The following is a 20,295-nucleotide window of genomic DNA, read 5'->3' on the forward strand; positions in this document are numbered from 1 at the left end:
TTAGGGATCGACGCCCACGTTGGTGGCCCCCAAACCTGGATCGATACGGCAAACAACCAGATGATGTAACGATTTTTTCTCGATCGTCGCTACCTGCGACTCCGAAGTGGAGCCTGGGTGACGGGAAGCCGTCTCATCCCGCCGGTTGACAGGTGGACGCGCTGGGCCATGCTTGTCGGGTGAGATCGTTCCCGAAGCCCGATGCGCGGGCGAAGGCCGTCGTCGCGTCCATGGCGACGGTGGCGGCGGTGGTGACCCTCGCCGTGTGGCGTCCGCCCGGCATCCTGTCGGTCGTGCTGGCCCTGGTCTGCGTCCTGCTCGCCATGATCACGGGAGTGACGATCACCGCCGCGCGCCAGCCCGGCGGCACCGGCGGGCCCGCCCCGCAGGCCGAGAGCTGGCCGATCCCCCACCAGGGGTACGGAGTGGACGCCGACACGCTGGAGGCCATCGATCCGCGCGCGGTGCGGAACCTGCGCACCCCGGCGGGCCAGCCGATCGACGCGGACACGCTGGAGACGCTGGACCCGCGCGTGGTACGCGGCATGCGGGCGCCGACGGCGGTGGACGCCGACACGCTGGAGACGCTCGACCCGCGGTCGGTGCGGCAGAGCCGGGCCGTGAACGGGCTCAGCGACCGGTGAGCGTGGGGCCGGCGAGCGCGTTGACGCCCCGGCCGGCCAGACAGCGGTAGGTGCGGTCCGCCTCGGCCTCCGGCGGCAGCACCTCCAGGTTCCACCCGCTCGCCGACTTGCCGCCGCTGACCAGCCGGAACGTGGCGGCGTTGCACACCTTGCCGACAACCGGGTCGGCCGCGACCGTCTCGTGCCGGGCCCCGGCGAGACCGGCCGGCAGGTCACCGGCGGCGTAGGTCTCCCAGGTGTGCTGGCCGTCGCACGGCACCCGGCTCGCCTCGGCCCGGTCCCGGCGCAGCCGTACCGGACCGAAGCACTCCAGCTCCGTCGCGCAGCGTGCCCCCGCGGGCAGCCGCACGTCGGCGGACGCGCAGCCGGGCACCGGCGCGGCACCGGCCACGCCGCTGGGCGCCGGCGTCGGCGCGACGGGCGGCGCGTGGCCGCCCGCGACCCAGCCGCCGCCGGCCGAGGCGGCCAGCGCCAGCACGCCGGCGCCGCCGAGGAACCAGCGCTTGGGCCAGCGCCGGGCACGCGAGGCCACCGTCGGGTGGTCGTCGTCGGCCGGCGGTCGCGGATTCGGCCCGCCGGTGCGGTGGAACCGGTCGCCGGTGGCGCCGTCGTACAGACCGCCGGTCGCCGGCGCGCCGTCCAGCGGCAGCGAGGCGAGCAGGCCACGCAGCTCGACCGCGGAGGGCCGCGCGCCCGGGTCGTTCGACATGCCCAACCGGAGTACGTCGATCAGCTCGCCGGGCACGCCGGGCAGGCCCGGGATCGGCTGCTGGAACATCTCCAGCACGGTGACCAGGCTCGGGTTGCGTTCGGAGTGCCAGCGCGGCGGACGGCCGTGCATCACCGCGTAGAGCGTGGCGCACAGCGAGTAGACGTCGACGGCGGGCGTGGGCGGGCTGTGGTTGAACGTCTCCGGTGGCGCGTACGCCGGGGTGAGCGCCTCCAGCATCACCGAGGAGTCGCGGAACTCGGCGAGCACCGCCAAGCCGAAGTCGGCCAGGACGGCCGAGTTGAACTCGGAGTGCAGGATGTTCGCCGGCTTGACGTCGCGGTGCAGGACGCCCGCCGCGTGCGAGTGGGCCAGCGCGTCGGCGATCTTCACGCCGAGGTCGCGGGTCTCCGCCGGGCCCAGCGGCGAGGTGCGCATCCGTTCGGCGTACGAGCCGTCGCACAGCTCCATGATGAGGTAGGGGTGCTGGTCGACTGTGACACCCACGTCGAACAGGTCCACCACGTGCGGGTGCGACGACATCCGCCCGGCGGCACGGGCCTCGCGCAGGAAGCGGGCCTGGTCGCGTTCGCTGTCCAGCGTGCGGTTCTCGATCTTGACCGCGACCTCGCGGCCCACGGAGATCTGGGTGGCCCGGTAGATGGTGGCGTAGCCGCCCCGGGCGAACACCTGCAGATCGGTCAGACCGGGCACGATGGGCAGCCGCAGGGCGCCGGGCGGGGTCTCGGTCACGGCTCGAAAATACCCAACGATCCGGACCCGTCAGCGCGCCGCGTCGGTGGCCGGCGCCGGCTCCGGCGCGGACACGGCAGTGGCGGGAGCCGCCCGGCGGGCGTCCCACCACAGGCCGGCCGCCGTGGCGAGCGCGCCCAGGCCCTCCCACGCGGCGACCGCGAAGAAGCGGTCCGGCGCCACGTCGGAGAGCACCGCGATGGTGAACACGGTGAAGGTGACCAGGCGGAACCACACGGTGAACCGGTAGAACGGCCGCCACTCGGTGGCGACGGCGAGCAGGTAGTAGACCCCCATGTTGAACGAGGCCATCGAGGACGCGGTGAGGAACGTGCCGGTGTAGTCGCCCGGAGCGCGCTCGGCCGGCACCTCGAAGCCGAGCAGGCGTAGCTGCGTCTCCGGCCAGATCAGACCGAGCGCACCGAGCAGCAGCGCGAGGAGCCCGAAGACCGCGATCGTCCAGCCGGCGACCGAGCGCGGCAGCCTCATCGTTCCTCCCCAGCATGGTCTGCCGGTGACGCAGGCGCGCGCACCGGGAGGCGACAGCCGATCCACGGCTGTCGCCGCCCCACGCTAACCGGCCCCACCGACGAACACATCCCCGGAACCGTCAGAACAAGGACGATCAGCCGCCGGAGAGGCGGACCCGCAAGGCGTCCGCGACCATCCGCTCACTGCGCTGCTCGGTGGCGTACGCGAGGCGTACCGCCTCCTCCGCGTTCGTCAGCGCCTCGGCCCGGCGACCGCAGGCGTCGAGCGCCTCGGCCAGCACCAGCAGCGCCACCACCTGGCTGCGCACGTCCTCGGCCGGAGCGGTGATCGACCGCTGCGCCCAGTCGAGCGCCTGCTCGCGCTGGCCGTGGGCGAGCAGCGCGGCGGCGTACCGGGCCATCGTCTGCCGCCGCGAGAACAGCAGCGAGGGCGCGTTCGCCGCGCCGGTGGCGACAGGGGCGAGCAGCCCCACGGCGGTGCCCGGGTCACCCGCCGCGAGCCGGGCCATGGCGAGCAGCACCCGGGGCGCGACCTGGGCCGGCGCCTGCGGGTTGTGCGGCTCCACCCGGGTCAGCACCGACCGCGCCTCCCGCTCGGCGGTCTCGTGGTCGCCCATGTCCAGCGCCACGAAGCCGCGCAGCGTCCCGGCCATGCCGGTGAGCAGCGGGTGGGTGGTGCGGTCGGCGTACTCCAGCGCCTCGGTGAACAGGTCGGCCGCGTGTTCCGGCTCGCCCAGCCCGCGCGCCACCACCCCGCGCACCACCAGCGCGAAGCCCTGCCCCCAGTCGTCGCCCACCTCGGCGAAGTCCCGGTACGCGCGCCGCGCCGCCCGGTCCGCCTCGGCCAGGTCGCCCAGTTCGGCGGTGGCGTACGCCTCGACCGCGCGCAGCGTCCCCACCGCCCACGCCTCGCCGACCCGCTCCCCGAACGGCAGGAACACCCGCGCCATCCGGCACGCCTCCCGCAACCGGCCGGCGAGCAGCCGGGCGAACGCGGTGGTGCCGCGCAGCCAGGCCCGCCCGTACGGGTCCTTCAGCTCGGCGAAGAGCCGGGCGGCCCGGCCGAGCACCGCGTCGGTGCCGGCGAAGTCGCCCCGGGTGGTGGTCACCCAGGCCAGGTTCTGCAACGACCAGGCCTGCCCGCGGGGATCCCGTGCGGCGAGGCTGACCTGGTAGGACGCGGCCAGCCGGCTGCTCGCCTGCCCGAGCCGGCCGGCGATGAAGTCGGCCATGCCGAGCCGGCGCATCGCCGAGGCCCGCAGGGTGGGCAGGTCGGCGTCGGTGGCCACCTGCAACGCCTCCTGCCAGTTGCACTCGGCCCGCTCGGCGTCGCCGAGGGTCTGCTGGGCCTGCCCGGCGAGCAGCAGCGCGGCGGTACGGGTGGCCGGGTCGCCGGTGTTCGCGGCGATCTTCTCGGCGAACGCGAGCGCGTCGGCCGGGCGGCCGACCTGGAGCAGCGCCCGGGCGTGCACCACCCGGTCGGCCGGTGGCACCCCGTCGCGGGCCAGTTCGGCCGCGCGCTCGGCGTACTCGACGGCGAGCGCCGGCTCCCCCGAGCGCAGCGACCGGCGGGCGGCCCGGCCCAGCGCGGCCACGCCCAGCGGGGTGACCGCCCGGGCCGGCGCGTCCGGGCGCAGCTTGACCGCGTCGGCGAGCGCTGTGGCCCGCTCGACGTGCTCGGCGACGAAGTCGTCCCGGGCGGACTCGGTGAACGCGCCGCCCGGTGCGGCGCCGGTCTCGTCGACGCTCTCCGGCGCGGCCCAGCGGGCCAGCGCCGCGTGCCGCTCGGCCAGCTCGGCCTTGCTCACCCCGGCGTACGCGGCCTCCCGCATCAGCGGGGTGGCGAAGGCGAACCCGCTGCGGGTCCGGTGCAGCATGCGCCGTTGCAGCAGTTCCTCAACGGCCCGGTCCAGCTCGACGGCGGCCACCGCGGCGGGCCGCCCGTCCTGCCCGACCCGCTGCTCCCGCAACGCCTCCAGCGCGCCCGCCGGTACGGTGTCACCCACCACGGCGGCGTCGCGCAGCGCCGAGCGGGCGTTGGGCGGCAGCGCGTCGATACGCGCCGCGAGCACCGCGGCCAGGTCCCGGGAGAGCAGCCGGCTGCCCAGCGAGCCGGGGGCGAGCCGCCAGCCGACGTCGGCGCCCCGGCCCGGGCCGGCGGTGAGCGCTCCGCGCTCCATCAGCAGCGTGACCAGCTCGGCCAGGTAGAACGGGTTGCCCTGCGCGGTGGCGAGCAGGCGGTCCGCGTCGGCCTGGGGCATGCGGCCGCCGGACAGGTAGCTGGTGAGCAGCCGGGACGCGTCCGCGCCGCGCAGCGGCGGCAGCGCGTGCACCTCGGCGTCCGCGACGCGGGTCAGCGCACCGGCGGTGCGTACCAGCTCGGGACGGCCGAGCAGCATCACCAGCACCGGCCCGCTGAGCCGGTTGAGGGTCAGCGCCAGCGCCTTGAGCGTCTCGGCGGTCGCGTCGTGCAGGTCGTCCACCACGATCACCAGCGGCGCCTCCACGGCGAGCGCGCTGAGCAGGTCCGCGACAGCCGTCGGCACCGCCTCGTCGTCCGGCGGCGGCCCGGCCGCGTTCCACTCGCCGTTCTCCGTGGCGGGCGGGAGTTCGGCGTACCCGAGCAGGGCCAGGAGCTGGTCCACGGCGATCGGCGGCGGGTCGCCGGGCAGCCGGGACAGGCGCTGGCCGAGGCGGCGCAGCCGCTCCTCGACGGCCGGCCGGGTGACGGCGGTGGCGGCGTCGCCGGGCAGGCCGACGGCGGCCCGGACCAGGTCGGCCAGCGGCGCCAGCCGGCGACGCTCGCCGAACGCCGCGCACCGCACCGAGAGCACCCGGGCGCCGGTGTGCGCCGCGTACCGCCCGGCGCCGACGTCGTAGCCGGCGGCGAGGCGTTCCACCTCGGCCGCGAACCGGGACTTGCCGATCCCCGCCTCGGCGGTCATCAGCAGCACCCGGGGCTCACCCCGGTCGATCACCTCGGCGAGCCGGCCGGCCACCCGGCCGATCTCGGTCTCCCGGCCCACGAACGGCGCCTCGTCGCCCAGGCCGGACCGGGTGCCAGGCGCGTCGAGCAGGCCCAGCAGCTCGTACGCCTCGACCGGCTCCCGCTTGCCCTTGAGCCGCAGCGGGCGCAGCGCACGCCAGGAGGCGACGTGCCGGGTCGCGGCGGAGGTGCGCGCCCCGGCGTAGACCGCGCCGACCGCTGCGGCGTCGGCCAGGCGGGCGGCGGTGTTCACCGTGTCGCCGATGACCGTGTACTCGATCGCCGCCTGGATGCCGGCGATCACGTCGCCGGTGTTGAGGCCGACGCGCAGGCCCAGCGGCGCGCCGCCGCCGCGCTCGTCGTCGAGCACCCGCCGCACCGCGCGCTGCATGGACAGCGCCGCGCGGACGGCCCGCTCGGCGTCGTCCTCGTGCGCGACCGGCGCGCCGAAGACCGCCATGATCCCGTCGCCGGTGAGCTTGTCGACGTGCCCGCCGAACGTCTTGACCGCGCCCGCGAGGGCGGCGAGCACCCGGTCGGTGACCGCGCCGACCCGTTCCGGGTCCAGGTCCTCCGACCAGGAGGTGAAGTCGGACAGGTCGCCGAAGAGCACGGTCACCACGCGGCGCTCGGCGGCGGGCAGCGTGGCGGCAGCCGGCAGCGCCGCCCCGCAGTTGTGGCAGAACCGCGCCCCGGGCACGGCTACGGTTCCGCACACCGGGCAGGTCACGGCTGCTCCACCCCGAGGTGTTCGAGCTGGGCCCGGACCGACCACTCGGCGGCCCACCACAGCGACCTGTCGACGTCGGCGTAGACCACGGCGACCACCTCGGCGGCGGTGGTGGCGCCCGCGGCGACGGCGGCGCGCACCTGGTCCAGCCGGGCCCGCCGGTGGGCCAGGTAGAAGTCGGCCGCCACACCGCAGTCGGCCAGCGCCGGGCCGTGGCCCGGCAGCGCCGGGATCCCCCGGTACGCGGAGAGCAGCTCCAGGCTCGACAGGTAGTCGCCGAGGTGCCCGTCCGGGTGGGCGACCACTGTGGTGCCCCGGCCGAGGATGGTGTCACCGGTCAGCACGACGCGCTCGCCGTCGTGCGCGGCGACGAGGCAGACCGAGTCGGCGGTGTGCCCGGGGGTGGGCAGCAGCCGGATCTCCAGGCCGAACCCGCCGAAGTCCTCGCCCGGCTCGGTCAGCGGCTCACCACCGATGGTGTGCGCCGGGTCGGCGGCGAGCACGTGCACGCCGCCGAGCAGCTCGCTGAGCCGGGGCGCGCCCTCGGTGTGGTCCGCGTGTCCGTGCGTGATCAGCACGAGCCCGACCGGCCCGTGCGCCGCGATGGCGGCCAGGTGCCCCTCGTCGGCCGGCCCCGGGTCGACCACGACGGCGGGCGCGTCCGGCCCGGCCCGCAGCACCCACGTGTTCGTCCCGTCGAGCGTCATCGGCCCCGGGTTCGGCGCACGCAGCAACGTCACCCACCCCGGCAGCCCGTCCGCAAGCGCCCCCGCCGCACCGGCCATACGCCCACCCATGGGTGCGATCGTACGACTCCGCCCGCCACTCCCCGCGATCTTGCAGTTCCGGCCCGAGCTTTGTCCCCGTGTGGGGCTTCTGCCGGGGCCACAACCGCAAGATCGCGGGCTTCAGTGGCGGGCGAGGGTCACGCGACCTCGACGATGACCTCAACCTCTACCGGGGCGTCCAGGGGAAGCTCCGCCACGCCTACGGCGCTGCGGGCGTGGCGGCCGGCCTCGCCGAACACGGCGCCGAACAGGTCGGAGGCGCCGTTGATCACGCCGGGCTGGCCGGTGAAGCCGGGTGCGCTGGCCACGAAGCCGGTCAGCTTCACGACCTTGACCACGTTCTCCAGCCCGACCAGCGCGTCGATCGCGGCGAGCGCGTTCAGCGCGCACCGCTCCGCCAGGTCCTTCGCCTGCTCGGCCGAGACGCCGTTGCCGACCTTCCCGGTGGCGAGCAGCTTGCCCTCGGCCATCGGCAGCTGGCCGGACACGTAGACGTGCTGCCCGGACTGGACGGCCGGCACGTAGCTGGCCACCGGCGGCACCACCTCGGGCAGCGCGAGGCCGAGCTCGGCGAGCTTCGCGTGGGGTCCGTTGCTCATGGAGGTCAGCCCTTCGGACGCTTCAGGTACGCGACGAGCTGCTCCGGGTTCGGGCCGGGGACCACGGAGACCAGTTCCCAGCCGTCCTCGCCCCAGTTGTCGAGGATCTGCTTGGTCGCGTGGACCAGCAGCGGCACCGTGGCGTATTCCCACTTCTGCATCGGAGGAGGGCTCCCTTGCCTGACTTGGACTTCGGTCAGGCACAGCCTACGGTCCGCCGCGGTCACCAGGACGCGGGACGCGGCTCCGGCGCCGGCGGCGGCTCGCCGCACGGGCCCTCGTGCTCGAAGCGCTGCGGGCACCGGCTGCGGTCGGGCAGCAGCAGGTCGCAGAAGACCCGGTGCCTGTTGTTCTGGTCGTCGGCGGTGGAGACGGTGGTCTCGCCCGCGTCCAGCTCCACCAGGAAGCCCAGCGAGGTGGCCACCGTGCCGGCGAGCGCGGTGGCCGCCGCCAGGTCGGGCACCCGGACCTGGAGGTGGATGACGTAGCCGGGCTCGTCCTCGTCCCGCCCCTTCCCGCCGGAACGGGGAAGCGTCCGGATCCCGTCGGCCGCCGAGCCGTAGGAGCGCTCGTTGAACGGCGCGGCCGGCCCCTCGGCATCGCCCGGCCGTCCGGCCCGGTCACCCGGGAACTGACCTCGGGGACTGTTCTCCGCGTCGCGCATCCTTCGCCTCCGGGCGTCGTACCTGTTCAACCAACACCGCCATCCGGCTCGGAGCCGTCCCCGGCCCGGCTCTCCGCGTCGGGGACGAACGTAGATCCTGCGACAAGTCCCGGCAACGGGACGCGCACGCCTCGTCACCTCCAGTCACATTTGCGACACAAGGCTGATCGGGAACGCGGTAGCCGACTCCGTCCGGCGGGGCGCGTACGCGGGGCTGGCAAGCGCCCCGCCGACCGATACCCTTCCGGACTGGACGCGCGCCGACGCGCGCCCGCACACCTCGACCCGTGCCCGTCGCCTGGGGCGGCGACGGGAGCCGCAACCCGGGGGAGACAGATGACCCAACCGCCCGCCGGTGGCGACACCGGCACGCCCGGCGACCCGAATCCGCAACCGCCGCCCACCGGCGGCGCACCGCCGGGATCCGCACCCACAGCCGGCCCGCCGGCCTACCCGTCCGGCACACCGCCGTATCCGCAGCCGCGCAAGCGACCGGCGGTGCTGATCGTCTCGCTGGTGCTGGCCGCCGCGGTCCTGCTCTGCGGCGGCGGGGGCACTGCCGCGTTCCTCGCGCTGCGCGACAGCGAGGACGGCCAGGGCGCGAAGGAGCCGCAGGTCGCGGTGGACGGCTTCCTCAAGGCCGTCTACCAGGAACGCGACGCCGACAAGGCGGCCACGTTCGTCTGCTCCGCGGCCCGCGACGACGAGAAGATCGCCACCAAGGTCGCCGAGGTGCAGAAGTACGTCGCGCAGTACCAGAACCCCCGGTTCCGCTGGCCCACCCCGACCGTCGACAACCAGACCGGGGACCGGGCCACCGTCTCCGCCCGGGTGACCATGACCACCGCCGACGAGAAGGTCGCCGAGCAGGCGCTGCGTTTCACGGTGGTGCGGAAGACGGGTTGGTGGGTCTGCGAGGTCGGCTGATCCCACCGGCCGGACAGAGCTGGTCCCAACGGCTGGTTAGGCTCGACGGATGGCAGCGAGTGAGCAGCCGGCCGAGCCCGCCGGCAGATGGCCGGCCCGCCTGCACGTGGTGACCGGCAAGGGCGGCACGGGAAAGACGAGCGTGGCCGCCGCGCTGGCCCTCGGCCTGGCCGCCGAGGGCCGGCGCACCCTGCTGGTCGAGGTGGAGGGCCGGCAGGGCATCGCCCAGCTCTTCGGCACCGATCCGCTGCCGTACGAGGAGCGGCACCTCGCCGACGCGCCCGGCGGCGGTGAGGTGCGGGCGCTGGCGGTCGACGCCGAGGAGGCGCTCCTCGAATACCTGGACATGTTCTACAAGCTCGGCGCCGCCGGCCGGGCGCTGCGCAAGCTCGGCGCGATCGACTTCGCCACCACGATCGCGCCGGGCCTGCGCGACGTGCTGCTCACCGGCAAGGTCAAGGAGGCGACCACCCGGACGAACGGGTCACGCCGGACGTACGACGCGGTGGTGCTGGACGCGCCGCCGACCGGGCGGATCGGCCGCTTCCTGAACGTGACGGCGGAGACGGCCCGGCTGGCGAAGGTCGGCCCGATCAAGACCCAGAGCGAGGGCGTCTCCGCGCTGCTCCGGTCGCCGATGACCGCTGTGCACGTGGTCACGCTGCTGGAGGAGATGCCGGTCCAGGAGACGCTCGACGCGGTCGCGGAGCTGACCCAGCTCGGTTTCCCGGTCGGCCGCGTGATCGTCAACGGCGTCCGCCCGCCGGTGCCGGCCGGTCGGGCGGTCACCGCGGCCGAGCTGAAGCGCGGGCTGGCCGCCGCCGGCCTGCCGACCGACGGCCCGACCGTGGCCGGGCTCGTCGAGGAGGCTCGTGACCAGCAGGTACGCCGTGATCTGGAGGACTCCCTCCGGGGTGACCTGGTGGATCTCGGCCTGCCCCTGGTCGAGTTGCCGCTGCTGCCCGAGGGGGTCGACCGGGCCGGGCTGGAGACGCTCGCCGAGGCCCTCGTCCGGGCGGATTGACTCACACCTGCGGCCGGCACGGAGCAGAGTGCCCCTCGGGACCGATACGCTCGATTGGTGCCTTCCGAAGACGCGGCGCCTCCGCTTGACGTCGACCAGATCCTCGCCGACGACGGCGTACGGATCGTGGTCTGCTGCGGGGCGGGCGGCGTGGGCAAGACGACCACGGCGGCGGCGCTGGCGCTGCGCGCGGCCGAGCGGCACGGCCGGCGGACGGTGGTGCTCACCATCGACCCGGCGCGCCGGCTGGCCCAGTCGCTCGGCCTGACCGAGCTGGACAACACACCCCGGCAGGTCAAGGGCATCGACGTCGAGGCCGGCGGCGGTGAACTGCACGCCATGATGCTCGACATGAAGCGCACGTTCGACGACGTGGTGCTCCAGCACACCGACCCGGCGAAGGCGGCGGAGATCTTCGCCAACCCCTTCTACCAGGCCATGAGTTCCACCTTCGCCGGCACGCAGGAATACATGGCGATGGAGAAGCTGGGCCAGTTGCACGCCCGGGGCGAGTGGGACCTGATCGTGGTGGACACGCCGCCGTCGCGCTCCGCGCTCGACTTCCTGGACGCGCCGGCCCGGCTGTCCCGGTTCCTCGACGGCCGGATGCTGCGGCTGCTGCTGGCCCCGGCGCGCAGCGGCGGGCGGAGCATGTTCAGCCTGGTCACGGCGAGCTTCGGGATGTTCTCGAAGGTGGTGCAGAAGGTGATCGGCGCCCAGCTGCTCACCGACCTGTCCGGCTTCGTGGCCGCCCTCGACTCGATGTTCGGCGGGTTCCGGCAGCGCGCCGAACAGACGTACCGGATCCTCCAGGCCCGGGAGACGGCGTTCCTGCTGGTCGCGGCGCCGGAGCCGGACGCTGTCCGGGAGGCCGCCTACTTCGCCGGGCGCCTGCGGGAGGAGCGGATGCCGTTGGCCGGGCTGGTGCTCAACCGGGTGCACCGGCCGGCGGCGGACCTGTCCGCCGCGGAGAGCCTGGCCGCCGCGGAGCGGCTGGCCGGCGTGGGTGGGCACGAGGGCACCGTCGAGGTGTTGCGCGCGCACGCCGCGCTGGCCCAGCAGGCGGTACGCGAGGAGCAGGTGGCGGCCCGGTTCACCGAGGCGTTCCCGGCGGTGCCGGCGGTGTCGGTGACGGCGCAGCCCGCCGACGTGCACGACGTCGACGGGCTGCGGACGATCGGCGAGGCGATCAGCCGGAGCTGACCGGTCCGGTCAGTTGGCCGTGGTGACCAGGATCTTGTCCTTGCCGGCCTTCTCCTTGGCGTTCTTCTTCATGGCCGCCTCGAACATCTTGCGCCAGCTGGTGACCTGCGGGTGGCGGCGCAGCAACGCCCGGCGTTCGCGCTCGGTCATGCCACCCCACACCCCGAACTCGATCCGGTTGTCGAGCGCGTCGGCCAGGCACTCGTACCGAACTGGGCAGCTCCGGCAGATCCTCTTCGCCACGTTCTGTTCGGCGCCCTGTACGAACAACGCGTCCGGGTCTCCGTTCTGACACGCCGCCAGTGACGGCCAGTCAGTGATCATGCCCATCTGTACACGTCCCCCCTTGCAGTACCTACCGACTTCGCGCGAGCAGCCCTCGTACTTCCCCCCGGTCGTTCGCGCCGGCCTCCCCAGGGCGGCACAAACGACTCATGGCTGCGGTCGCCGCCACCATCATGCTGTGTAGTCGCCCGATTACGCAACGTTGTCGGCGAAATCCATCATTCCGGACACTCCCGGCTTCCCGGGCTTTCGCCCCGCGACTACCCCGCCCGAGTACGTGAAAACGCTGCGCCACTGCCGGACTTCGGCAGAGACTTCCGCCGGATCTCACGCAACCCCGGACCAGGGCTCGTGCGTTTAGCACAACGAGGCCGGCGCATGCAGGAAATGGGGAAACTTCCCCACGCGCCCGCCGATTCCTACTCGCGTACCCTGTCGAGGTGACCTGGATGCGGAAACGTGACCACAACGTGCTGACCAACGCCGCATCGCTGCTGATCTGCGGCCTCTTGGCCGGAGTGGTGGTCGCCGCGGCGGCCTTCCCCGTGGCAGCGATGTCCGGACTGGCCGCCAAGGCCGGAGCGGAGACGTTCGAGGCGCTGCCCAAGGAGCTGACAGTCGCCCGGGCACCCCAGATCACCAAGCTGCTCGCGGCCGACGGCAAGACCGTGCTGGCCACGATGTACGACGAGAACCGCAAGGACGTCCAGCTCAAGGACATCTCGCCGTACATGCAGAAGGCCATCATCGCGGCCGAGGACCACGACTTCTACAAGCACAACGGCGTGGACATCAACGGTGTGGCGCGGGCCTTCGTCAACAACCAGGCCGCCGGCTCCTCCCGGCAGGGCGCGTCGACGCTCACCATGCAGTACGTCCGGCTGGCCATCTCCTACTCGGCCACCCACCCGGCCGACGTCGTCGCCGCGACCGAGGACACCAGCGGTCGCAAGCTGCGCGAGATGAGCCTGGCGCTCCAGGTCGACAAGGAACTCTCCAAGGACGAGATCCTCCGGCGCTACCTGAACATCGCCGCGTTCGGCAACGGCGCGTACGGCATCTGGGCGGCCAGCCAGGTCTACTTCAACAAGCCGCCGAGCAAGCTCGACATCCAGGAGTCGGCGATGCTCGCCGGCATGGTGAAGGCCCCCACCTCGTTCGACCCGACCACCAAGTCGGGCTACCCCGAGGCGGTCGGCCGGCGCGACTACGTCATCCAGAACATGGTGCAGATCGGCGCGATCAACCAGCAGGAGGCGGACGCCGCCAAGAAGATCAAGCTCGAGGTCAGGGGCAAGCGCACCCCGAACGGCTGCACCCAGACCACCACCCGCTCCTGGGGCTTCTTCTGCGACTACCTCTACCGCTGGTGGCTCCAGCAGGAGACGTTCGGCGCCACCTCGTACGACCGGGAGCGGCGGCTCAAGAGCGGCGGCTACACGATCATCTCCACGCTGGACGTCCAGGCGCAGAAGGGCGCCGACAAGGCCGTCCGCAACAAGCTCGGCGAGAGCAGCAAGGCGGCCCGGATGGTGGCCGCCGTCGAACCGGGCACCGGCCGGGTCCGTGCCGTGGCGGTGAACCGGAACTTCAAGCTCGACGACCCGGCCGACCCGCAGAACAAGATTTCCAGCGACCCGAAGAAGGCCAAGAAGAAGATCCGGGGCAACTACCCCAACACGGTGAACCCGCTGGTCACCGGTGGTCCCGGCATCGCCGGCTACCAGGCCGGCTCGACCTTCAAGATCTTCACGCTGGTGGCCGCGCTGGAGAAGGGCTACCCGCTCAGCTACCCCATCAACGCGCAGCCGGTGTTCAAGTCGGACTACCCGGTCGAGTTCAACTCCCCCGCCGCCTGCCCGGGCACCAGCAAGTACTGCCCGAAGAACGCCAACCCCGCGATGGCCGGCATGCACAACATGTGGAGTGGCTTCGGCTTCTCGGTGAACACGTTCTTCATCGACCTGCAGCAGCGGGTCGGCGCGGAGAACGTGGTGAAGGCCGCGCAGAAGCTCGGCATCACGTTCCGCTCGTCGAGCGACGCGCAGCTCGCCGCCAACCCGCACCAGTGGGGCGCGTTCAGCCTCGGCGTCTCCCAGACCACGCCGCTGGAGCTGGCGAACGCGTACGCCACGCTCGCCGCCGACGGCAAGTACTGCGAGCCGATCCCGGTGCAGGAGATCCGCGGTCCGGACGGCGAGAAGCTGGACGTCGCCAACCCCCGCTGCGAGCAGCGGGTCAGCACCGAGGTGGCCCGCGCCGCCGTCGACGCCGCGCGCTGCCCGGTCGGTGACCGCTCCTCCACCACCAAGTGCGGCCCCGCCACCGCCGGCAACGTCCGCAACATCGTCAACGCGCCGGTGGCCGGCAAGTCCGGCACCACCGACTCCGACCGCACCTCGGCCCTGGTCGCGATGACCAAGCAGTATGCGGTGGCCGGCATCATGGCCGACCCGGACTGGCCGCAGACCAACCAGAAGATGGGCCACGACGAGACGCCCCAGGGCATCAACCCGGCGGTCTACCAGACGCTGCGTGACGCCATGAAGGGCAAGGAGCGGAAGAACTTCACCCCGCCCAGCGGCAAGATCGTCCTGGGCGACCAGCGCTCCATCCCGGGCGTGAAGTGCGAGTCGATCGAGACCGCGAAGTCCCGGCTGAAGGGTGCCGGCTTCGAGCCGGTGGTCTCCAGCAACAAGGTGCCGTCGGAGTGCCCGGCCGGCACCGCGGCCGGCACCAGCCCCGACGGGCGCACCATCAAGGGCGGCGTGGTGATGATCGAGGTCAGCTCCGGCCAGGGCGGCACCCCGGAGCAGGGCGGCACCGCGACACCGGACCGGCCGGGTGGCCCGGGCGGACCGGGTAACGGCAGACCGGGACGACCCGGGAACTGATCCCGGACAGCAGACAGCGACGGCCACCTCCTCCGGGAGGTGGCCGTCGTCGTTTCCGCGCTACGGAAGCGCCGGGTCAGAGACCGAGCTGGCGGCGTACCTCGGCGGCCACCCGACCACCCTCGGCCCGGCCGGCCACCGCGGCCTGGGCCGCCTTCATGGCCGGGCCCATCTGCGCCTTACCGGTGAAGCCGCCCGCGGCGAGCGCCCCCGAGACCAGCTCGGCCAGCTCCTCGTCGGAGAGCTGCTTGGGCAGGTAGCGCTCCAGCACCTCGCCCTCGGCGGTCTCCTTGCCGGCCTGCTCGGCGCGCCCCGCGTCGGCGAACGCCACCGCCGCCTCGCGGCGCTTCTTCGCCTCCTTGGTCAGCACGGCGAGCACCTCGTCGTCGCTGAGCTCGCGCTTTTCCCGGCCGGCGACCTCGGCGTTGCCCACGGCGGCCAGGGCCATCCGCAGCGTGGAGGTGGTCAGCTCGTCGCGCGCCTTGAGAGCGGCGCGCATGTCGGCGGTGAGACGGTCCTTCAGCGTGCTCATGGACGGTGAAACTACCCTGAACGCCATGCGAAAGCGCACACTATTCCGGCTCGCGGCCGGAACCGTCGCCGCCGGCGCGGCCACCCTGGCGTACGCGTCGCTCGTCGAGCGCAACATGTTCACCCTCCGCCGGTACGACGTGCCGGTGCTCCCGACCGACGCCGAACCGCTGCGGGTGCTGCACCTCTCCGACCTGCACATGATGCCCGGCCAGCGACGCAAGCAGGACTGGGTGGCCTCCCTGGCCGCACTCGACCCGGACCTGGTCGTGGTCACCGGCGACAACATGGCGCACCCCGAGTCGGTGCCGGGCGTGCTGCGCGCCCTGCAACCGCTGCTCGACCTGCCCGGCGCGTTCGTCTTCGGCTCCAACGACTACACCGGGCCGGTCCTGAAGAACCCCTTCACCTACTTCCTGCCCGACCGGGAGTACACCGAGGGTGTGCCGCTGCCGTACGAGGAGCTGCGCGACATCCTCACCGGCGCCGGCTGGGCCGACCTGAACAACGCCCGCACCACGCTCAAGGCCGGTGGGCGGGAGATCGAGCTGGCAGGCGTCGACGACCCCCACATCGAACGGGACGACTACGACGCCGTGGCCGGCCCGGTCAGCCGCGACGCGGCGCTGTCCGTCGCGCTGTCGCACTCCCCCGAGCCGGTCGTGCTGGACCGGATGGCCGCCGACGGCTTCGGCCTGTTGTTGGCCGGGCACACCCACGGCGGCCAGGTCTGCGTGCCCGGGTACGGCGCGCTGGTGACCAACTGCGGGCTGCCCCGCTCGATGGCGCGCGGGCTGCACCGCTGGCCCGGCTCCGACTCCTGGCTGCACGTCTCCGCCGGCCTCGGCACCCACCCCACCGCCCCGATCCGCTTCGCCTGCCCACCCGAGGCCAGCATCCTCACCCTGATCCCCCGCTGATCCCGGCAGATCTTGGTACGCGCCCGCCCCTCGGAGGGCTGATCCGTACCAAGATCTGCCGGGGGCGGAGGGCGGGGGGTACCGAGTTTGACCGTGGGGGCGGGTGGGCTACTATTTGTCGGCACGCCTCGGGGTGTGGCGCAGCTTGGTAGCGCGCTTCGTTCGGGACGAAGAGGTCGTCGGTTCGAATCCGGCCACCCCGACCAGAGGTAAGAGGGCACATCCGAGATCGGATGTGCCCTCTGCGTTTCCCCGGCCCCGCTCACCGTCGCAGTAGGATCCCGCCATGCCACGGCCGGTCGTCTTCGACCTCTTCCACACCCTGGTCCACGGCGCCGACGACGAGCGGGACCGCGTGGTGGGCGAGATGGCGCTCATGGTCGGGGTCGATCCGGCGGCGCTCGTCGACGCGTACCACGCCACCTGGCGGGACCGGCTCGTCCGGTGGAACGCGGAGGAGACCGTCCGCATCCTCGCCGGGCGCCTCGGCGGCTCGCCGACCGATGAGCAGGTGGCCCGCGCCGCCGCGCACCGGCTGGCCCTCGCCCACCGGGTGCTGGGTCGCGTCTCGCCCGCCACGCTGGACGTGCTCGACGCGCTGCGCGAACGCGGGCACCGGCTGGCTCTGATCAGCAACGCCACCTCCGAGACGGCCGAGGCGTGGGCGGGCGGGCCGCTCGCCCGGCGCTTCGACGTCACGGTGTTCTCCTGCGAGGTCGGGCTGGCCAAGCCGGACCCGGCGATCTACCGCGCGGCCGCGCAGCGGCTGGGCGTCACGCCGGGCGACTGCGTATACGTGGGCGACGGCGCGGACGGTGAGCTGGCCGGTGCGGCGGCGGTCGGCATGACGGTGCTCCGGACGACCGAACACCAGGACACCGATCCGGGCTGGATCGGAATCGTGATCGGGAACCTCCGCGAGGTGCTCACCCACGTGGAGCAACCGGCCTCGATCGAATAGATCGACAGGACTGCCCGGAGCCACCCCGCCACGCGCGGTCAACTCTGCCCCCTGGCAAAGTATGCGCATGCCGCCGACGATCCGATCCCGTCTGACCGATTGGACCACCGTCGCGCCCCTGGTCGCTGTGCTCGTGCTCGTGATGACCTGGGGACGGGAGTTGCCCGGCCCGCTCATCTTCGTGGTGGCGGCCCTGCTCGCGGTGGCCGTACTGGCAGCGGTGCACCACGCCGAGGTGGTCGCGCACAAGGTCGGCGAACCGTACGGGTCACTCGTGCTCGCGGTGGCGGTCACCGTGATCGAAGTCGGTCTGATCGTCACGCTGATGATCAGCGGTGGCGACAAGACGCAGGCGCTGGCCCGGGACACGGTCTTCGCCGCCGTCATGATCACCTGCAACGGCATCCTCGGCCTGTCGCTGCTGCTCGGCGCACTGCGCCGGCAGGTGGCGGTGTTCAATCCGGAGGGCACCGGCGGGGCGCTCGCCACGGTGGCCACGCTCGCCACGCTCAGCATGGTGGTGCCGACGTTCACCACGAGCCGGCCGGGGCCGGAGTTCTCCCCCGCGCAGCTCGCCTTCGCGGCCGTCGCCTCGCTGGCGCTCTACCTGCTGTTCGTCATGGTGCAGACCGGCCGGCACCGCGACTACTTCCTCCCGGTCACGCAGGAGGGCAGCATCCTCGCCGAGGACAAGAACGGTGACGGGCACGCCGAGCCGCCGTCCACGCGTACCGCGCTGGCCAGCCTGGCCCTGCTCGTGGTGGCGCTCGTCGCGGTGGTGGGCGACGCGAAGACGATCTCCCCGGCGATCGAGACGGCGGTCGGCGCCGCCAACCTGCCGCAGGCCTTCGTCGGTGTGGTCATCGCGCTGCTGGTGCTGCTGCCGGAGACGCTCGCCGCCGCCCGGGCGGCACGGCGGGACCGCGTGCAGATCAGCCTCAATCTCGCGCTCGGCTCGGCGATGGCCAGCATCGGCCTGACCATCCCGGCCATCGCGATCGCCTCGATCTGGCTGGACGGGCCGCTGGTGCTGGGTCTGGGCGGCACCCAGATGACGCTGCTGGCGCTGACCGCGGTGACGGCTGTGCTCACCGTGGTGCCGGGCCGGGCGACTGTGCTCCAGGGCGGCGTGCACCTGGTGCTGCTCGCCGCGTTCGTCTTCCTGGCCGCCAGCCCCTGAGCAGGCACGCCCGCAGCCGGGCCGTAGGCCGCCGGACAACGAAGACCCGTCAGTCGTGCATCTCCGTCCGCGCCACCTCGGCGAACGCGGCGGTCAGGTACTCGGCGAACGGGCGCCCCGTGACCGCCAGCAGGTCGGCCACCAGCAGCGGCGCGTGCCGGGCGATCGCCGCCGGATCGGGCGGATTCTCGTCGTCGCCCGGGTCGTAGACGCCGAGCGCGCCGGCCAGCAGCACCAGCAGCACGTGCGGGTCGACGTCGGGCCACCAGGGCGCCGCCGACCGCACGCACCGTTCCAGCACCTGCCGTACGTCGTCGCCGTCCAGCCCGTCCGGGTGCCCCTCCTCCAGCAGCAGCCGGACCACGCCGCCGAGCACCAGCCCGGCCCGGTCGGCGGCGGCCAGCCGCTCGACGGCCGGGGCGTACGCCTCGGCGTCGCGCTCACGCGCGGCGGTCACCGCGTCGGTGGCCGTCTCGGCGATCTCGCGGGCCGGTGCGGGCAGGTGCCGCCAGGTCGTCGTCACCGGGTCAGCATGGCAGAGCACGTGTGATCGCTCACCTTCCGGCCCGGCGACCGCGTGTGTAAGGGGTAAACGGGTCGCGGTCGTCGTACCCGCCGAACAGAATCCCAGCATGCTGCGCCGCGCCCTGCCCGCCCGTCCCGAAGCCCGCCGGATCCTCCTGGGCACGCTGTTCTCCGCCGTCGGGCGCGGCCTCACCCTGCCGTTCCTGTTCATCTACCTCACCGACGTGCGCGGTCTGACCGACACCCGGGCCGGGCTGGTGATCGGCTGGTTCGGCGCGGTCACGCTGGCTCTGTCGCCGCTGGCCGGCACGTTCATCGACCGGTTCGGCGCGCGCCGGGTGGTGTTGCCCTGCCTGGTGATCGAGGCGATCGGCACCGGCTCGCTGGCGCTGGTCGACTCGACGGCCTCGGCGTTCGGCGTGATGACGCTCGTCGCCGTCGGCAGTTCGGCGATCTGGGCCGGGCAGAACACGATCCTCGCGTCGCTGACCGGCGACGGCGAGCGGCAGCGCGTCTTCGGGCTCAACTTCGCGCTGCTCAATCTCGGTATCGGCACCGGCGGCCTGATCTCCGGCGCGGTGGTCGACGTGGCCCGTCCGATCACCTTCGAGGTGATCTACCTGCTGGACGCGGTGAGCTACCTGACGCCCGCCCTGATCCTGCTGAGCCTGCCGCACGTCGGGCGCCGACCGGCCGTGGCCACGGGCGCGAAGGCCGACGGCCGGAGCACCGGCGGCTACCTCACGGTGCTGCGGGACCGGCCGTTCCGCCGCCTGGTCGTCTTCGGCCTGGTGCTCACCACCTGCGGGTACGCGCAGATCGAGGTGGGCTTCGCGGCGTACTCGGTGCGGGTGGTCGAGGTGACGCCCCGGGTGGTGGCGTGGGCGCTGGCCGCGAACACCGTGATGATCGTGCTCTCGCAGCTGCTGGTGATCCGGCGGCTGGAGGGGCGCAGCCGTACCCGTGCACTCGCCACCGTGGGCGCGGTCTTCGCCGGCGCCTGGCTGGTGCTCGGCGCGGCCGGCGTGGTGGGCAGCGGCAACGCGGTGCTCGCGGCGCTCGGCGTGGTGGCCTGCTCGGCGATCTTCGGGTTCGGCGAGACGATGCTGTCGCCGGTCATGCCCGCCCTGACCAACGCGCTCGCCACCGACGAGCTGCGCGGCCGGTACAACGCGATGAGCTCGATGATCTTCGGGATCAGCGGGGTGGTCGGCCCGGTCACCGCCGGCCCGCTGATCGCCGCGGCGAACGGCCGGGTGTGGGTCGCCGTCGTGGTGGGCGGCTGCCTGGCCGCCTCGGTGCTCGCGCTGTCGCTGCGTCCGCTGCTCACCGCCGCGCAGGACGGCCGTCCGACGGCGGCCGCGACGCCGGAGCCCGAGCCCGCGCGGGCGACCTGACACGAAGCCTGCGGCCTGCGACGAAGCGCGCAGCCGGACACGAACGGGCCCCGGAGCGTCGCTCCGGGGCCCGTTCGGTGGTGC

The 20,295-nt window shown here is 73.3% G+C and carries 19 protein-coding genes and 1 tRNA gene; 10 read left to right on the forward strand and 10 right to left on the reverse strand.

The genetic code is table 11. The features are described from left to right. The first annotated feature begins 179 nt into the window (after positions 1–179). Entirely contained in the window at positions 180–644 is a 465-nt protein-coding gene (locus ACN27D_RS12095) for a hypothetical protein (protein WP_421499129.1), read from the forward strand. Here the strand turns inward: ACN27D_RS12095 and ACN27D_RS12100 are convergent. From ACN27D_RS12100 to ACN27D_RS12130, 7 genes are all read right to left on the reverse strand, one after another. After that, positions 631–2,106 carry a serine/threonine-protein kinase gene (locus tag ACN27D_RS12100; RefSeq protein WP_121685113.1) on the reverse strand — a complete coding sequence of 492 codons (1,476 nt, stop codon included), beginning with the start codon at positions 2,104–2,106 and terminating at the stop codon, positions 631–633. The two genes, ACN27D_RS12095 and ACN27D_RS12100, sit on opposite strands and share 14 nt — an antisense overlap. Before the next feature lie 30 nt (positions 2,107–2,136). Then, entirely contained in the window at positions 2,137–2,595 is a 459-nt protein-coding gene (locus tag ACN27D_RS12105) for a hypothetical protein (RefSeq protein WP_358173919.1), read from the reverse strand. A 136-nt stretch (positions 2,596–2,731) separates the two neighbouring features. Further along, the gene (locus ACN27D_RS12110; RefSeq protein WP_358173916.1) at positions 2,732–6,313 is read right to left on the reverse strand and encodes an adenylate/guanylate cyclase domain-containing protein; all 3,582 of its coding nucleotides are present in this window, start codon (positions 6,311–6,313) and stop codon (positions 2,732–2,734) included. Next, positions 6,310–7,110 carry an MBL fold metallo-hydrolase gene (locus ACN27D_RS12115; protein WP_421499130.1) on the reverse strand — a complete coding sequence of 267 codons (801 nt, stop codon included), beginning with the start codon at positions 7,108–7,110 and terminating at the stop codon, positions 6,310–6,312. Before ACN27D_RS12115 ends, ACN27D_RS12110 begins: the two co-directional genes overlap by 4 nt. A gap of 128 nt (positions 7,111–7,238) precedes the next feature. After that, positions 7,239–7,700: a RidA family protein gene (locus tag ACN27D_RS12120; protein ID WP_120572751.1), complete on the reverse strand. Its 462-nt coding sequence runs from the start codon at positions 7,698–7,700 to the stop codon at positions 7,239–7,241. A gap of 5 nt (positions 7,701–7,705) precedes the next feature. Next, complete coding sequence (locus ACN27D_RS12125; protein WP_013289021.1) at positions 7,706–7,861, reverse strand: DUF4177 domain-containing protein; 156 nt, start codon at positions 7,859–7,861, stop codon at positions 7,706–7,708. Between the two features lie 62 nt (positions 7,862–7,923). Further along, the gene (locus tag ACN27D_RS12130; RefSeq protein ID WP_120572750.1) at positions 7,924–8,364 is read right to left on the reverse strand and encodes a hypothetical protein; all 441 of its coding nucleotides are present in this window, start codon (positions 8,362–8,364) and stop codon (positions 7,924–7,926) included. A gap of 336 nt (positions 8,365–8,700) precedes the next feature. Between ACN27D_RS12130 and ACN27D_RS12135 the strand changes: the two genes are divergently transcribed. The 3 genes from ACN27D_RS12135 to ACN27D_RS12145 are packed head-to-tail and all read left to right on the forward strand — an operon-like array spanning position 8,701 to position 11,518. Next, the gene (locus tag ACN27D_RS12135; RefSeq protein WP_358173913.1) at positions 8,701–9,291 is read left to right on the forward strand and encodes a hypothetical protein; all 591 of its coding nucleotides are present in this window, start codon (positions 8,701–8,703) and stop codon (positions 9,289–9,291) included. Positions 9,292–9,340: 49 nt separating this feature from the next. Further along, entirely contained in the window at positions 9,341–10,315 is a 975-nt protein-coding gene (locus ACN27D_RS12140) for an ArsA-related P-loop ATPase (RefSeq protein WP_393156301.1), read from the forward strand. A gap of 54 nt (positions 10,316–10,369) precedes the next feature. Further along, positions 10,370–11,518: an ArsA family ATPase gene (locus ACN27D_RS12145; RefSeq protein ID WP_176739757.1), complete on the forward strand. Its 1,149-nt coding sequence runs from the start codon at positions 10,370–10,372 to the stop codon at positions 11,516–11,518. 9 nt (positions 11,519–11,527) lie between these two features. On the opposite strand, the gene ACN27D_RS12150 is transcribed toward ACN27D_RS12145, so the two are convergent. Continuing rightward, positions 11,528–11,848, reverse strand: coding sequence for a WhiB family transcriptional regulator (locus tag ACN27D_RS12150; protein ID WP_013289026.1), 321 nt, complete (start codon positions 11,846–11,848; stop codon positions 11,528–11,530). Positions 11,849–12,252: 404 nt separating this feature from the next. Here ACN27D_RS12150 and ACN27D_RS12155 point away from each other — a divergent pair, with 404 nt between their 5' ends. Further along, positions 12,253–14,697: a transglycosylase domain-containing protein gene (locus ACN27D_RS12155; RefSeq protein ID WP_013474969.1), complete on the forward strand. Its 2,445-nt coding sequence runs from the start codon at positions 12,253–12,255 to the stop codon at positions 14,695–14,697. A gap of 76 nt (positions 14,698–14,773) precedes the next feature. Here the strand turns inward: ACN27D_RS12155 and ACN27D_RS12160 are convergent, their stop codons facing one another. After that, positions 14,774–15,229 (reverse strand): GatB/YqeY domain-containing protein, encoded by a 456-nt coding sequence (locus ACN27D_RS12160; RefSeq protein ID WP_091330623.1) that lies wholly within the window; start codon positions 15,227–15,229, stop codon positions 14,774–14,776. Positions 15,230–15,254: 25 nt separating this feature from the next. On the opposite strand from ACN27D_RS12160, the gene ACN27D_RS12165 reads away from it, so the two are divergent. The 4 genes from ACN27D_RS12165 (at position 15,255) to ACN27D_RS12180 (ending at position 18,289) form a co-directional block, all read left to right on the forward strand. Continuing rightward, positions 15,255–16,148 carry a metallophosphoesterase gene (locus ACN27D_RS12165; protein ID WP_357900188.1) on the forward strand — a complete coding sequence of 298 codons (894 nt, stop codon included), beginning with the start codon at positions 15,255–15,257 and terminating at the stop codon, positions 16,146–16,148. A gap of 129 nt (positions 16,149–16,277) precedes the next feature. Then, positions 16,278–16,354: transfer RNA gene (locus ACN27D_RS12170), tRNA-Pro, on the forward strand. An 80-nt stretch (positions 16,355–16,434) separates the two neighbouring features. Beyond that, positions 16,435–17,109 (forward strand): HAD family hydrolase, encoded by a 675-nt coding sequence (locus tag ACN27D_RS12175; RefSeq protein WP_358173907.1) that lies wholly within the window; start codon positions 16,435–16,437, stop codon positions 17,107–17,109. 67 nt (positions 17,110–17,176) lie between these two features. Beyond that, positions 17,177–18,289 (forward strand): calcium:proton antiporter, encoded by a 1,113-nt coding sequence (locus ACN27D_RS12180; RefSeq protein ID WP_120574097.1) that lies wholly within the window; start codon positions 17,177–17,179, stop codon positions 18,287–18,289. Between the two features lie 49 nt (positions 18,290–18,338). Here ACN27D_RS12180 and ACN27D_RS12185 read toward each other — a convergent pair whose 3' ends face one another. Further along, positions 18,339–18,812: a hypothetical protein gene (locus tag ACN27D_RS12185; RefSeq protein ID WP_233585927.1), complete on the reverse strand. Its 474-nt coding sequence runs from the start codon at positions 18,810–18,812 to the stop codon at positions 18,339–18,341. 109 nt (positions 18,813–18,921) lie between these two features. Between ACN27D_RS12185 and ACN27D_RS12190 the strand changes: the two genes are divergently transcribed. After that, on the forward strand, positions 18,922–20,211 hold the full coding sequence (locus ACN27D_RS12190; protein WP_120572742.1) for an MFS transporter: 1,290 nt from the start codon (positions 18,922–18,924) through the stop codon (positions 20,209–20,211). The last annotated feature ends 84 nt before the right edge of the window (positions 20,212–20,295 follow it).

This window comes from Micromonospora sp. WMMD1274, assembly GCF_049179035.1.
GTDB classification, from domain to species: Bacteria; Actinomycetota; Actinomycetes; order Mycobacteriales; family Micromonosporaceae; genus Micromonospora; species Micromonospora tulbaghiae.

Bases quoted from the DNA above. Each gene is read 5' to 3' on its own strand.
- ACN27D_RS12105 (WP_358173919.1), bottom strand. From the start codon at position 2,595: ATGAGGCTGCCGCGCTCGGTCGCCGGCTGGACGATCGCGGTCTTCGGG.
- ACN27D_RS12115 (WP_421499130.1), bottom strand. From the start codon at position 7,110: ATGGGTGGGCGTATGGCCGGTGCGGCGGGGGCGCTTGCGGACGGGCTG.
- ACN27D_RS12120 (WP_120572751.1), bottom strand. From the start codon at position 7,700: ATGAGCAACGGACCCCACGCGAAGCTCGCCGAGCTCGGCCTCGCGCTG.
- ACN27D_RS12125 (WP_013289021.1), bottom strand. From the start codon at position 7,861: ATGCAGAAGTGGGAATACGCCACGGTGCCGCTGCTGGTCCACGCGACC.
- ACN27D_RS12130 (WP_120572750.1), bottom strand. From the start codon at position 8,364: ATGCGCGACGCGGAGAACAGTCCCCGAGGTCAGTTCCCGGGTGACCGG.
- ACN27D_RS12135 (WP_358173913.1), top strand. From the start codon at position 8,701: ATGACCCAACCGCCCGCCGGTGGCGACACCGGCACGCCCGGCGACCCG.
- ACN27D_RS12140 (WP_393156301.1), top strand. From the start codon at position 9,341: ATGGCAGCGAGTGAGCAGCCGGCCGAGCCCGCCGGCAGATGGCCGGCC.
- ACN27D_RS12150 (WP_013289026.1), bottom strand. From the start codon at position 11,848: ATGGGCATGATCACTGACTGGCCGTCACTGGCGGCGTGTCAGAACGGA.
- ACN27D_RS12155 (WP_013474969.1), top strand. From the start codon at position 12,253: ATGCGGAAACGTGACCACAACGTGCTGACCAACGCCGCATCGCTGCTG.
- ACN27D_RS12160 (WP_091330623.1), bottom strand. From the start codon at position 15,229: ATGAGCACGCTGAAGGACCGTCTCACCGCCGACATGCGCGCCGCTCTC.
- ACN27D_RS12165 (WP_357900188.1), top strand. From the start codon at position 15,255: ATGCGAAAGCGCACACTATTCCGGCTCGCGGCCGGAACCGTCGCCGCC.
- ACN27D_RS12175 (WP_358173907.1), top strand. From the start codon at position 16,435: ATGCCACGGCCGGTCGTCTTCGACCTCTTCCACACCCTGGTCCACGGC.
- ACN27D_RS12180 (WP_120574097.1), top strand. From the start codon at position 17,177: ATGCCGCCGACGATCCGATCCCGTCTGACCGATTGGACCACCGTCGCG.
- ACN27D_RS12190 (WP_120572742.1), top strand. From the start codon at position 18,922: ATGCTGCGCCGCGCCCTGCCCGCCCGTCCCGAAGCCCGCCGGATCCTC.